Origin of the sequence: Thalassomonas actiniarum (assembly GCF_000948975.2) — a bacterium.
GTDB classification, from domain to species: Bacteria; Pseudomonadota; Gammaproteobacteria; order Enterobacterales; family Alteromonadaceae; genus Thalassomonas; species Thalassomonas actiniarum.
In genome coordinates this window covers 1,869,517-1,883,080 of the sequence record NZ_CP059735.1, presented here as the reverse complement: position 1 = coordinate 1,883,080, position 13,564 = coordinate 1,869,517, and the positions used below count along the sequence as shown (strand labels likewise).

The following is a 13,564-nucleotide window of genomic DNA, read 5'->3' as shown; positions in this document are numbered from 1 at the left end:
CCTTGTGCTATTGCGCTTACTTGAGTGACCACTGTTGGTATAAGAAAAAAAACTCATCTGTCCACATCCGCCATCACGTAATCGATACTGCCCAGGGTAGCAATAAGATCCGCCACCATCTGTCCCTGGCTGATCACAGGCAACATTTGTAAATGCGGGAAGCTGGGGGTGCGGATCCGGGTACGGTAGCTCATAGTATTACCGTCACTGATCAGGTGGTAACCCATAATACCCTTGGTCGCTTCGACAAAGGTGGACACTTCACCGGCAGGGATCACCGGCCCCCAGGAAACATTGACAAAATGCGGGATCAAGGTATCGATATCCGTCATGGTGCGGGACTTATCCGGCGGTGTGGTTTGCGGATGTTCCGCCTTATAAGGCCCTTCGGGCATATTGTTCAGGCATTGCTCGATAATGCGGATACTTTGCCGCATTTCTTCCACCCGCACCCGGCAGCGATCGTAACAATCTCCCTTGTGCCCCAGCGGCACCTCAAAATCAAACTGATCATAACCGCCGTAGGGACGCTGCTTACGCATATCCCAGGAAAACCCTGTGGCCCTCAGCCCAGGTCCTGTGATACCCCATTCGATAGCTTCCTCGGTGGAATAGGCGCCGACATCGACGCTGCGCCGTTTCAGCAGGGAGTTTTGCATCACCATTTTTTCGTACTGATCCAAACGCTTGGGCAGATAGTTAACATAATCGCGCACCAGGGTGTCCCAGCCTTTGGGCAGGTCATGGGCAACGCCGCCGATGCGGAACCAGCTCGGATGCATGCGTGCCCCGGTAAAGGCTTCGACAATGCCAAAGAGTTTTTCCCGGTCGACAAACATATAGAAAATCGGCGACAAGGCGCCGACATCCTGGACAAAAGTGCCGTAGAACAGCAAATGGCTTAAGATACGGAACATTTCCGCGGTCATGATACGGATGACCTTAGCGCGATCCGGCACCTGGATGCCCGCCAGCTTTTCCACCGCCATCACATAGGGGAAGTTATTCATCACCCCGCCGAGATAATCGATGCGGTCGGTATAGGGAATATAACTGTGCCAGGACTGGCGCTCGCCCATTTTTTCCGCGCCGCGGTGGTGATAACCGATATCCGGCACGCAATCGACAATTTCTTCACCGTCCATCTGCAGCACAATACGAAATGCACCGTGCACGCTGGGGTGGTTGGGGCCGAGGTTTAAAAACATAAAGTCATTGTCTTTATCCCTGCGCTTCATGCCCCAGGCTTCGGGATTAAATTGCAGCGCCTGCTGCTCGATATCCTGCTGGTAAGGCGGCAGGGTAAATGAGTCCATCTCGGTGGCGCGGGCGGGGTGGGTTTTCAAAAGCGGGTGCCCCTGCCAGGTATCCGGCATCAGGATGCGGCTCAAATGGGGGTGCCCTTCAAAGACAATACCGAACATGTCCCACACTTCCCGCTCATACCAGTTGGCATTGGGCCAGTACCGGCAGACACTGGCGATATTCTTATCGCTTGCACAGAGCGAGACCTTGATGCGCACATCCAGGTTACGCTCATACGAGCGTAAGTGATAACTGACGGTAAAGTCCCCGACATGGCCCGCTTTAAAACGGCGCTCGCTTTCATCGATGGCGGTTAAGTCAAAGCACATATCAAAGGGCTGGGGCAAATCAAACCTCAGTACCTGCATCAGGGTGCTCAGTTGTTTCCTGTCCACCCAAAATGAGCTGATATCATCGACAATGTTTTCAGCGGCGGTCACAGGCAACAGCTTTAACGAAGGGGACAGGGTGAGAATTTCATCAATTACAGGCACAGGAGCAGACATCGACCAGTCGCTACTTTGTGCCATATCTATTTTTGCCATACATCCCCCTTGCGCTTCCCTGGTAAACAGCCAGCTAATAAACAGAATAAAAAGTCATTAATGCGCTTCATCACTTCCCCTCAACAATTGTCCGGCGAGTCAAGGTTCGTGACCTGGATCCTGTGCTCATGCTTGATATCGCGCAGCGAAGGTTTGGCGATTTGGCTAACTCCCTGCTCCCCCACCACCCAGCTGAGCGGCCGCGGCTGGTGCTGGATATTATTTTGCAGCAGCAGCAAGCCTTCAAGCAGGGCTTCCGGCCGGGGGGGGCAACCGGGCACATAAACATCCACTGGAATAAACTTGTCTACCCCCTGCACCACGCTATAGATATCGTACATGCCGCCGGAATTGGCGCAGGAGCCCATGGAGATAATCCAGCGGGGTTCAAGCAGCTGCTCGTATAAATGCTGGATCACCGGCGCCATCTTGCGAAAGCAGGTGCCGGAAATCACCATCAAATCCGCCTGGCGCGGTGTCGCCCGGATCACTTCGGCGCCGAAGCGGGCAATGTCATGGCGGGAGGTAAAACTGGTGGCCATTTCCACGTAACAGCAACTTAGCCCGAAGTTAAACGGCCAGATAGAGTTTTTACGGCCCCAATTGATCATGTCATCGAGTCTTGCCATAAACACATTACGGTTCAGCTCCTCTTCCTGCAACGCTTTTGACTGACCCATAAATTCATCCAGCTTAGCTTTCGTTAATGACCACTCCATCACTATTTCCTCACACTGCTTTGCATTTGCTTAAGTTTTTGTACCCGAAACGGCTGATGTCTTTGCTTAAGCTCCAATGCGCCAATGCGCCATAGATACACCAGGGCAGCAAGCAAAATTACAATAAAGACACTGGCTTCAATAAAGCCCGCCCAACCGACTTCTTCAAAGGCGATCACCCAGGCAAACAGGAAAATTGTCTCCAGATCAAAAATTACGAAAAAGATGGCATAAAGGAAAAAATGGTTGCTAAACCGGGTCTTATCATCACCGGCAGCGATGACACCCGACTCATAAGGAATATTCTTGGCCCGCGTCTGTGTTTTTGGCCCCAACACCACGCTCAGCAGCATCATGGCGACTAACATGACACATAAAATGATAAAATAGGCGGCAATCGGCCATAGCTCCGCCAGTTGATTTGCACTCTGCACTTAACCCCCTAAGCTAAATCCTTTAGCTCTTTTATTAGTATTGTTTTGCACTAGATTGCTGGATTAATTTTTTACCCATATTTTTCTTGTTGTCTTTGTTCTTTTATTTATACGGAAAAAATACACTTCATGGGCGGAGTCGACGGCGGCTTTGATTAAACGGCTTTATCTGACGGCAGGCGCTAAGGCCTCAGGGGTAATAACAACTAATCGACACTTTTTGAATTACGCGCAATTGACTGTATTTTTATTATCTTGACCTAAGCATAGTAAAGAATTTGAAAAAGAAAAATTTTTCTTTAAATTCATCATCTTTAAATTTTATTCTGGCTAGAAAACACAGCGAGCTGGCTTGAAACTAAGTAAAAACAACAATAAAGACTCCCGATAAAACTAAGTTAACCCAAATTAGATAACCCGTGTTTGAAGCAGGTGATCACCAGTAATCAGCGGAGCAATAAAAGTGTCAATTTTTTAACTCCTTTGCCATTGATGCAAATGGCGCGATTTATCCCTTTGAAAATATTAAGCAAAATATCATGGCACATTAATTGATAGCTAATTCAAGAGCTTAATAAACTTAAAGCCTATTAACTTTATTTACAGCCCACCATTATTTTCAAGAAGTGGCACATAAGGAATATTATGAAATTTGATCTACTAAAAGCTTCTCTGGCAGGATTAATCATTTTAAACAGCTTTTTACCCCAGCTTGCAAACGCGGCATTGATAAACCTGGACCGTGACAATTTTATCGATAACTATCAGCTGGTAAACCCGACAGGAGGGGCTATTGGCGAAGGATTAGTCGACAGCTACGCCCTTGCCACCGGCCACAGCGAAACTGTCGGCAATATGATTTTAGATCCCGACGCCAATATTCGCTGGAGCTCAAAAAACTGGAGCAGTCATTTACCCGGATTTGAACTTGGCATCAGTTGGTCGAATTATGGCTCCGATGACAGCTTCACTTTCGGCTTTACCCGGGCGATAACAGCATTTGGCTTTGACATGTACGGCACGGCAGCCGATTTTGAAATCAGACTTTTTAACAATAACACCGCCATAGATACTTTGTCCTTTAACCATACCAGCGGGTTAAGTTTTATGGGACTAAGCTCAGGTTTGGCTTTTAACCGCATCGAAATAGAAGAGCTGGTAAAGAATAACTCAAATCAATATTACGGTTCATTTGTCATGAGCCAGCTTGATAATCCGACATCGGTCCCTGAGCCTGCGCCACTGATACTGTTTGCTTTGGCCATCTTCAGCCTCGGAGCAAGCAGACTCAAACGAACGGGTTAAACTTTTAGGGATTAGGGTTGAGCTAAATCGGCATCAGCCCTGAAAACCGTTCATCTGCATATGGCTGCCTGCCACTTCCTTATTTCCCGGGGCAACCGTCCCCTGGCTGTCAAGAGCATGACTTTCACAGCATTCAATGACCCTGGATATTTAGGCATGCTCAGGAAAAAACCAATACTCTCAAAAAAACAACAACTTAAAAGTGAAAGCAAAAAAGCAGGCACCGCCTTATTTGACGGCAATCCGGGGGAGTGCTATACATGGTTATACCTGAGTGTTTTACTAGGGTATTGCCATACGGACACGTGCTGAATATATACCCACAGCCAACCGGTTCACAACATCTGTCAAGGAGGATAGAGAGTGAGTGATTTGCAATTCCCCAGCAACCCGAAAACATCCCTTAACGAACCCGACATCCTCCGGGTAACCCCGGATGTCCTGCATTATATTGTCGAGGCCGTACCCGCTGGTGCCCTGCTGGTAGATGCTAACGGCCTGATACAATCAAGCAACCGGGAGCTGCAAAAAACCCTGAAATACAATGCCTCTGAGCTACTTAACCAAAACCTGGAAATGCTTTTGCCTGAACGCTTTCGCCGTGGTCACAGCACTTTAACAGCGGCATTTTTTAAAACCCCGCTCAAACGCAGCATGGGTAATGGCCGTTCTTTATATGCCCGCTGCAAAGATGGCTCTGAAATCCCGATAGAAATAGGACTGAATCCTCTGGTTTGTGATCAGGGCCCGCTGGTACTGGCTACCCTGATCGATATCACCTCGCGGCTGCAGGCGGAGCAAATGTTTCGCCAGATAGTCGTCAGTGCCCCCTATGGCCTGATGCTCATCAACCCGCAAGGTATGATCGAGTTAGCCAACCCGTTAATTTGTTCTATTTTCGGCTACTGTGAGCAAGACCTGCTATCGGTCCCGATGGAAAAACTTCTTCCGGAGCGCTACCGTAAAGAACATGGAAACTTACGGGCAAAATACGCGCAGCAGCCTGTTATGCGCGTCATGGGACCGGGACGGGATCTGACCGGGCTGCATAAGGACGGCACCGAATTTCCGGTGGAAATAGGCCTGAGCCCCTTTATCTGGAATGGACAGAATATGGTGCTGGTGGCACTGAGTGAAATCACCGCACGCAAAAAAATGGAACTGGACCTGCGCCAGATCAATTCCGATCTGGAAGAGTTTACCTATGTTGCTTCCCATGATCTGCGCTCTCCCCTGCGAGGGATCTCAGACCTGTTGGAATGGGTGCGCGAAGATCTCGGGGAAGATCCGGCCCCCTCACTGCTCAATAATATCGAGCGCATGACAGTGCGTGTTCATCGCATGGAAAAACTGATCGATAACCTGCTAAAATATGCGCGTGCCGGTCGCAGCCAGAATGAAATCAGCCAGGTTGAGCTCGATGAGGTGCTTGATAATATCGAAGAGTTACAGCCGCTCCCCGAGGGTTTTACCCTTGAACGCCAGCTGGATTTAACCTCAATCCATACCGCTAAAGTGCCCCTGGAAACGGCATTACGCAACCTGATCGCCAATGCGGTACAACATCATGACCAGAGCAGTGGCCATATCGTCATCCGCAGCTGCAGCGAAAACAGCCTGTGCCATATTTCCGTGACCGATGACGGACCCGGTATTGCCGAGCAGGCACACGAGCGTATATTCAAACTTTTTCAAACCTTGAGCCGCACAGATAAACGGGGCTCAGGTATTGGCCTTGCTGTTACCCGGCGTCTGGTCGAAACCCATGGCGGCAAAATCACAGTAACCACCAATCAAGAACAACGCGGTTCAACCTTTCATCTATGGTGGCCACGCTTTATCCGGAGAGACATCAATGGCAGCATCCCCCCTTAACATACTGCTGGTGGAAGACGACGATGTCGCTGCAGAGGCCGTCATCCGCAGTTTTAACAAAGCCGACCTGCAATTCCCCATCATACTTGCCGAAGATGGTGATATTGCCCTGAATATTCTTAGGGGCAGCCACGAGCGCACTATTGAAAGGCCCCTGCTGGTACTGCTCGATTTGAATATGCCGCATCTCAACGGCTTTGAGTTTTTAGAAATTCTGCGCGGCGATGAGGATTTAAAAGACACCGTGGTCTTTATCCTCACCACCTCTTCCGATGAAAAAGATCTGATACGCGCCTATAACGAAAACGTCGCCGGGTACATGGTCAAATCGGCTATTGGCCCTATGTTCAGCAAACTTACCGCCCTGATGGAAAGCTACTGTGAAGCCATAAAGCTGCCACAATAGCGCAAACCATTTGGCCACACCAGGGAGAGAGGCGGTGGAAAAAACTTTACATGTCCTGATAGTTGACGACGATGATGTTGATCGCGAACGTTTACATCGCATGCTCAACAACAGCCTGGATCACATCCAAATTGAAGAGGCGACTTCTGCCCCCCAGGCATTAAGCATATTAGCCAAACAGACATGGGACTGCATTTTCCTCGATTATCACCTGGGGGAAAGTTCGGGACTCGACCTGTTACAAGAGATCCGGGCCCGCATCGATACGCCGTGTGCTGTCATCCTGGTCACCGGATTGGGAGATGAAAATATCGCCGCTGCAGCCATGCGCGAAGGGGTGTGTGATTACCTGGTCAAATACAAGGTCGATGAAAAGCAGCTCATCCGCTCACTGATGGGGGCTGTCCACCGCATTGATGTCCAGCGCCAGATACATGAACTTGCCCACTATGACACCTTAACCCATCTCGCCACCCGTACCCTGCTCACCGACCGCTTGCAGCAAGCAATTAAACGCACTAGGCGGCATAGCAGTCTGGCGGCCCTGGCCTTTATCGATCTGGATAACTTTAAACCGGTTAACGATACCTGGGGACATGCCGCCGGGGACCAGGTACTGGTCGAAGTGGGCCAGAGATTACAGCATGGTGCACGTGCCAGCGACACGGTAGCACGCCTTGGAGGAGATGAATTTGTCTTGCTGCTTAATGATTTGCTGAATATTGATGAATGCGAAAAGCTGCTGCAACGTATCCGTAAAGCATTAATCCAACCCATTTTCTTGCCCGACGAGATAGAGATACGCGTAACCGCCAGCATAGGGGTCACCATGATCCGCGATGAAAACCTGGATGCCGATACCGTATTGCGCCAGGCCGACCAGACCATGTACCGGGTAAAAAATACCGGCCGTGATCACCTGAAATTTTTTGACCCCGAAGCAGAAAAACGCCAGCAAGACAGGCAAAATTCTTTTCAGGGCATACTCGCCGGCCTGAAAAATGATGAATTCCAACTCTATTATCAACCTAAAATCGACTTAAAAAGTTCACAATTAATCGGCCTCGAAGCCTTGCTGCGCTGGCAGCACCCGGTAAAAGGCTTAATCGGCCCGGGTGAGTTTTTATTTACCGGCGAACACGATAAGTTAGGGGTACAAATCGGCGAATGGGTGCTTGGTGAAGTATTGCAACAGCTGCAGGTTTGGTATCAGCAAGGCTTGTCATTAAAAGTCAGTGTCAATATTTCAGCAAAACACCTGCAGCGCAGTGATTTCGCGACACGGCTCAGCGCACTGCTCGATACTGTACCGCAGGTACCGGCAACGGCACTGGAACTGGAAATTTTAGAAACCGTGGAGGCCGAAGACATCAACGCTGTGCATGCCATCATTGATGAATGCAGGGCCTTGGGGGTCAGCATAGCACTGGATGATTTCGGTACCGGCTATTCCTCCCTCACCTGCCTGCGCCGTTTACCTATAGATGTCCTGAAAATTGATAAAAGCTTTGTGATCAATATGCTCGAAAATGCCGAAGACTACTCCATTGTCCGGGGAGTCATCAGCCTGTGTAAAACCTTTGGCCATCAGATCATCGCCGAAGGAGTCGAAACCCCCGAGCACATAAGCAAACTCATCGATCTCGGTTGTCCTTTCGGACAAGGGTTCGGTATTGCCTATCCCATGCCGGCAAAGGATGCCCCTCTATGGATAGCACAAAATCATATGCCGGATATAAAAAGCAGGAACAACCCCGCCCAATGATTTTACCCTTTTTCCCAGGTCAGATTTTCAACCTAGACTTAGACCCTAGATTAAACTGAAAAATAGAGTTTCTGATGAAACAGCTAGTACTCAAATATTGCCTGGCGGCATTTCTATCGCTACTGATAAGCGCCTGCGGCGGCTCAGACAACGACTCTGGCACAGAAGATCCCGCAACACCCGGAGCAATGAATGTCACCATTAACGGCCTGCCGGATAATCAAGCCGCCTCTGTCTCTGTCACCGGGCCGGGTAATTTCAGCCAGAGCCTGACCGAATCAGCCCTGCTGTCTCAGCTCTCCCCCGGTAGCTATAGCTTGACCGTCAACGATGTAGAGATTGACAACATCAGCTATAGCGGTTTTGACAGCAGCTTAAACACAAACGTCAGCAGCAATACCACTACAGAGATCACCCTTTCCTATGGCGCCCAAAGCCAAAGCCGCGGGGTGATTTCCGCCTTTGGCAGCGTTATCGTCAACGGCATCACCTATGATAGCGACAATGCCCTTGTGACCACAGATGACACCGCAAGCGGCAGCGATGACGATCTGTCGCTTGGCATGCAAGTCACCGTTGAAGGCCTGGTCAGCGACGATGGCGAAATAGCCCGGGCAGACAGCATCACTTACTCCGCGACCGCCCGCGGCCCGGTAACCGAAATCAACCTGGCCGATGCCGGCTTTACCCTGCTGGGGCTGGAGTTTTTAACCGACGAACTGACCGAGTTCGAAGGGGTCGAATTTAACGAAATCCAGGTGGGTGACTGGCTGGAAATCAGCGCCATACTCAACGGCGACAGCCTCTTGCTGGCCACCCGGGTGGAAAAATTAACCACCACCGAGCTAACAATTATTCTCAGGGGAACCGTCAGCAACTTAGACAGCAACGCCGGGACCTTTAATCTGGAAAACATGCTGGTGGACTATGCCGGGGCCGAAGTCTCGGGAGTGCTTAGCGAGGGGGCTGAAGTTAAGGTCAGCGCCGATACCGCCCCGGTTAACAGTGAACTGATCGCACGCACCGTCGAGGTAGAGCAAGAGGATGAATTTGAGTCAGGCCAGTCCATCAACCTCGACGGTATCATCAACAGCTTTGTATCTTCGCAGGAGTTTACCGTCAACAGCCAGGCGGTGACTACGACAGAGAGCACCGAATACGAACACGGCGATGAAAGCCTGCTGGCGCTCAATGTCAGGGTAAAGGTATTCGGCACTCTGGATGAAAACAATATCCTGGTCGCCCGTAAAATCCGCCTGGACAAACCCGGCATCATCAAGGTTTCGGGCCAGGTCGAAGCCGTAGATGCGGATGCCAACAGCCTGACGGTACTAAACCTCACCTTTACCACAGACAAACATACCCATATGAAAGACAAGTCTGACGCCAAAATCAAACGCTTTGGCCTGTCAGAGCTTAATGTTGGCGATAATGTTGAAATCAAGGCCTTTGAGCAGGAGACAGGTTTTGTCATCCGCTTGCTGACGCGCCATGACAGCGACGCTTCCCTGGCCAAACTCGAAGGCCAGGTAAGCAGCATTTCGGACACCAGCTTTGTGCTTGAAGGGGTCACAGTGCAAACCAGTGAGATCACCGAATTTGAAAGCAGCGACGATGAAGATCTCAGCCAGGAAGAGTTTTTTGCCTTATTAACCTTAGATGATCTGATTAAAGCCAGGGGACAGATGCAGGAAAGCGGCGAGTTGCTGGCGGTCAAAGTAGAGTTTGAAGAAGATGATGAGGATCAGGTCGAACTCAAAGGTTTAATCGACAGCTTTACCTCTGCCAGCGAATTCACGGTAAACGGCCATAACATCACCACAGATCAGGCCACCGTGTACCGGGAAGGCAGTGAGTCGGATCTGGCACTGGAGGTCATGGTAGAAGTCAAAGGCATTCAGGGGGAGTCAGGTACGATTCTCGCCACCCGGATTGACTTTGATTCGGATGAAGCTCAAGACAATGAGGTGGAAGTTGAAGGCACTATTTCCGACTTTGTCTCGGCGACTGAGTTCAGTATTAATGAAATTAGCATTACCACAGATGAGAGCACCACATACCAGGGAGGCAGCAGCGAAGATTTAGCCCAGGGGGTTGAGGTTGAAATTGAAGGCCTGTTGCAGGAAAACGGCACAGTGCTCGCCGGCAAAATCGAATTTGAAGATGAGCAGGAAACCGAGATCACAGGCACTATCAGTAACTTTGTCTCAGCAACCGAATTTATGGTGGGCGAGCAGGCCGTCACCACCAACAGCGCGACCCAATACCAGGATGGCGACGCCAGCTTACTGGCGGATAACCTGGTGGTTGAAGTTGAAGGAAGCTTAGAGAATGACCTGCTGGTTGCCGTGAAAATCAAGTTTGAAGGCGCAGAAAAAGTCAAACTTGAAGGCAGCATAGACAGCTTCGTCTCAAGTTCGGAATTTACCGTAAACGGACAGGCCGTCACCACCAATGAGTTTACCCGTTATAAGAAAGGCGATGAGGACGATTTGGCGCTGGGAGTTGAGCTTGAGATCAAAGGCACCTTAGATAGCAGCAATACCCTGGTTGCCAGCAAAATCACCTTTGAAGATTAACCTTCGCCAAGATGCGCCGGCTGGCTACCGGCGCATCTTGTGATAACAGATAACAAGTTTGCCAAATTATCAGCCGTTACTCATCACCGCCGTCCAGGATATCGGCAAAAGCCGACAGCTTATCCAGCACCATGCCGTGAATGGACTTTCTCGGATAACGGCCGGTTTTACTCATTTCCCCGGCAGGAGTATCCATCAAGATCTCCAGTGCCTGGTTAATATCTTCCACCGCCCAGATGGAGAACTTACCCTGCTCCACCGCCTCTATCACATCTGAGGCCAACATCAGGTTAACAATATTGGTCATGGGCACTATCACCCCCTGATTGCCGGTCAGCCCTTTGTCTTTACACAGACGGTAGAAACCTTCGATTTTCTCATTTACCCCACCGATAGATTGTACTTCCCCATGCTGGTTGATGGAGCCGGTAATGGCAATGCCCTGATCTATCGGCAAATGGGTGATGGCTGATACCAAAGCGCATAGCTCGGCCATGGACGCACTGTCGCCATCGATATGCCCGTATGACTGTTCGATGGCAATATTGGCGGAAATCGATACCGGGAATCCCTGGCCGTATTTATGTCCCAGATAACCGGTCAGCAGCAAGACCCCCTTGGAATGGATAGGTTTTCCCAAGTCCACTTCCCGCTCGATATCCGTCACCCCCTGGCTGCCGGCATAAACGGTAGCGGTGATCCTCGCGGGAGTGCCGAACACGCTGTCGCCGATTTCCAGTACCGTTAAACCGTTAACCTTACCTATCTGCTTGCCATCGGTGCTGATCAAGACCTGACGCTCTTTAATCTCACTCATCCAGGTTTCACTCATGCGCCCGGTACGGCGCTGTTTCGCCGCCAGCGCCATTTCAACAAACTCGGCCGTTAACTCGCCGTCCCCGTTGCCGTCATGTTTATTCCACAGGTAATTGGCTTCATCAAGCAAATCATTGATTTGGACGATATTGGCAGAAATTTTATGCTGATGCTCCGCCCGCCTTAAACCATAACGCACCAGCTCCACCATAGCGGCATCGGTCACCGCTGGGTAGCTGTTTTGCAGCGCCCGCTGGCGGATTAAATTGGCATAGGCCACCAGGTTGTCGTCGTTGTTCACCAGGTGACGGTCAAAGTCCGCCAGCACACGGAACAACTCGGTAAATTCCTGATCATATTCCTGCAGGGTGTAATAGATATCGGCATCGCCGAGTAAGATCACTTTCACCTGCAGGGGAATTTTTTCCGGCTGTAAGCTGTACAGGCCCGGCTGACTGAATTCCGAATAAGGATTTTCAATGCTGATTTCCTGGGTTTTTAACGCCAGCTTTAACCTTGACCAGATCAGCGGCTGACTCAGCAGCTTTTCCGCATCGAGCAGCAAATAACCGCCGTTGGCCTGATGCAGCGCCCCCGGGCGGATCAAACGGTAGCTGGTATAGTTACTGCCCTGGAAACTGGCAAAGTCGATATGGCCAAACAGGTTCTGGTAGGTGGGGTTTTGCTCATAAACCACAGGCGCCCCTTCCCCGGCTTCGCGCGGCACCAAAAGGTTCGGCAGGAACTGCTCCACCACGAGTTTACGCGCTTCCTTGTCATTCTGGCTTTCCGCCCCTTCATCCACCAGGATTTCCAGCACCGCATCCACCACATGGCTTTTCACTTTGGATAGATACTTTAATACCCCGAGATTGCTGGCAAATTCATGCTCGAGCTCTTTTAACAGGGGTTTTACCGCCTGCTCTGCGGTTTCATATTTCAGTTTTCTTAATTTATCCGACGAGGTTCTTTTCCACAGCGGCAGTTCAATCAACTGCTCCGACAGCAGGTTTTCCAGCTTGGCCAAAAGCAGGTAAAACTCCGCTCTTTTTTCTTCATCCTGCTCGGCAAACTCTTTATCGCTTAACGGTTTACCGTCCACCATCTGGGAAAAGCCGATTTCGCCGTTTTCTTCAAACAACACCACATTATGTTTTAACGCGGTATCTTCCACCACGGCAATGGCTTCATCATATTTCTGGTTAAACTCGCGGTCGATGGCACCTTTTTGTCTCTGGTAGCCGGGGTTGTCGAATACTTCCGGGAACAGATCGAGCAATTCATCAATAAAGGTATTCATGCGTTTAAGCAGCAGCTTGCCGTCTCCGGGGCTGACATAGAGTTTAAACGGCGCATGCACCTCATCAAAATTATTGATATAACACCACTCCGCCGGGGTCTGGCGCTCACTGGCCAGGGCCGTCAGCATCTGCTTGATTAGCGTTTGCCGGCCCGTGCCCGGCTCCCCCATGGCAAAAACATTAAAGCCCAGGGCATCCATAGATAAACCAAAGTCCAGTGCTTCCTTGGCGCGTTCATGGCCGACAAAGCCCTGTTCCACCTCGCTGCTGGCGGCGGGCATAGAGAATAAGTGTTCAGATAAAATGGCAGTTAATTGTGCAGGCTTCAGGCGCAATTGCTCAACAGCTCGGGTCATGCAGGGTCTCGCTATTAACGCTTAAAAAACAAGCGTTTTATGATGAATCGGGAATAATAACCTCAGTGTACTCTGACTAGGGTGCTTTAGGCAAAAAAGTCTGCCCAATAGATCACACCATCAATAAAATGCAGAGAACAATCAGGACAATACCCCGG

The 13,564-nt window shown here is 50.2% G+C and carries 9 protein-coding genes; 5 read left to right on the top strand and 4 right to left on the bottom strand.

Going from position 1 to position 13,564, the window contains the following annotated elements:
- Window positions 1-53: 53 nt before the first annotated feature.
- From nuoC to ndhC, 3 genes are all read right to left on the bottom strand, one after another.
- Window positions 54-1,850, bottom strand: a complete 1,797-nt coding sequence (nuoC, locus tag SG35_RS08250) for an NADH-quinone oxidoreductase subunit C/D (protein ID WP_274055384.1) — start codon at window positions 1,848-1,850, stop codon at window positions 54-56.
- An 80-nt stretch (window positions 1,851-1,930) separates the two neighbouring features.
- Window positions 1,931-2,530 carry a NuoB/complex I 20 kDa subunit family protein gene (locus tag SG35_RS08245; protein WP_420794563.1) on the bottom strand — a complete coding sequence of 200 codons (600 nt, stop codon included), beginning with the start codon at window positions 2,528-2,530 and terminating at the stop codon, window positions 1,931-1,933.
- A 41-nt stretch (window positions 2,531-2,571) separates the two neighbouring features.
- The gene (gene ndhC / locus SG35_RS08240) at window positions 2,572-3,003 is read right to left on the bottom strand and encodes an NADH-quinone oxidoreductase subunit A (protein WP_044830776.1); all 432 of its coding nucleotides are present in this window, start codon (window positions 3,001-3,003) and stop codon (window positions 2,572-2,574) included.
- 645 nt (window positions 3,004-3,648) lie between these two features.
- Here ndhC and SG35_RS08235 point away from each other — a divergent pair.
- The 5 genes from SG35_RS08235 (at window position 3,649) to SG35_RS08215 (ending at window position 10,933) form a co-directional block, all read left to right on the top strand.
- Window positions 3,649-4,308, top strand: coding sequence for a PEP-CTERM sorting domain-containing protein (locus SG35_RS08235; RefSeq protein ID WP_044830775.1), 660 nt, complete (start codon window positions 3,649-3,651; stop codon window positions 4,306-4,308).
- 363 nt (window positions 4,309-4,671) lie between these two features.
- Window positions 4,672-6,183, top strand: coding sequence for a PAS domain-containing sensor histidine kinase (locus SG35_RS08230; protein WP_201777743.1), 1,512 nt, complete (start codon window positions 4,672-4,674; stop codon window positions 6,181-6,183).
- The gene (locus SG35_RS08225) at window positions 6,164-6,589 is read left to right on the top strand and encodes a response regulator (protein WP_044830774.1); all 426 of its coding nucleotides are present in this window, start codon (window positions 6,164-6,166) and stop codon (window positions 6,587-6,589) included. The genes SG35_RS08230 and SG35_RS08225 overlap by 20 nt, the downstream gene beginning before the upstream one ends.
- A 34-nt stretch (window positions 6,590-6,623) precedes the next feature.
- Complete coding sequence (locus SG35_RS08220) at window positions 6,624-8,354, top strand: two-component system response regulator (protein ID WP_053042764.1); 1,731 nt, start codon at window positions 6,624-6,626, stop codon at window positions 8,352-8,354.
- Window positions 8,355-8,428: 74 nt separating this feature from the next.
- Entirely contained in the window at window positions 8,429-10,933 is a 2,505-nt protein-coding gene (locus tag SG35_RS08215; protein WP_152646454.1) for a DUF5666 domain-containing protein, read from the top strand.
- A gap of 76 nt (window positions 10,934-11,009) precedes the next feature.
- Here the strand turns inward: SG35_RS08215 and SG35_RS08210 are convergent, their stop codons facing one another.
- Entirely contained in the window at window positions 11,010-13,406 is a 2,397-nt protein-coding gene (locus SG35_RS08210) for an ATP-binding protein (RefSeq protein ID WP_053042763.1), read from the bottom strand.
- Between the last annotated feature and the right edge of the window lie 158 nt (window positions 13,407-13,564).